Annotated in this window: 1 protein-coding gene; it reads right to left on the bottom strand. The window is 44.0% G+C overall.

Translation table 11 applies throughout. The features are described 5' to 3' along the window. Positions 1-437: transposase family protein (locus AC2FA3_RS15095; protein WP_490510298.1), on the bottom strand; the 437-nt coding region annotated here is incomplete at its 3' end. Between the last annotated feature and the right edge of the window lie 2 nt (positions 438-439).

Here is a 439-nt window from a genome sequence, read left to right as displayed (position 1 = left end):
TCAAAGCCATAATACCTCTCTTGCTTAGCCGCACAGTAGCTAAAAGCCGCTAAGTCTTGATAGTTTTTATGCCGATACGCGCGCCCATAATGACAGACGGGTATCGGAAAACCATCCATAAAATGGATGTTGTCACGGCCTTCAAGTTGACTGACTGTATCTTGTATCCGCTGTTTGACCTGCCACAAATTCGCGCAATGCTTTGCGAAGTTAGGATATGAGCCGATGGCTGGAAACCAAGATTGCCAGTGCTGGGTAAAGTATTGCCAAATCTGTTTGTCTTGATCAAGGTGTAAAAACTCACCGACCAGTTCCATGCAAATAATCTCAGGATCACTCAGCTTTGGCGCATAACCTGCCCCTCGCAAGGGTTTGGTGACGACTATTTTGTAATATTGCTCTACCATTAAATAGATATTGATGATAAATTCGTCTATGG

This window comes from Janibacter sp. CoH_79_TC_3 (genome assembly GCF_058197955.1).
This window is presented reverse-complemented; position numbering and strand designations above follow the sequence as displayed.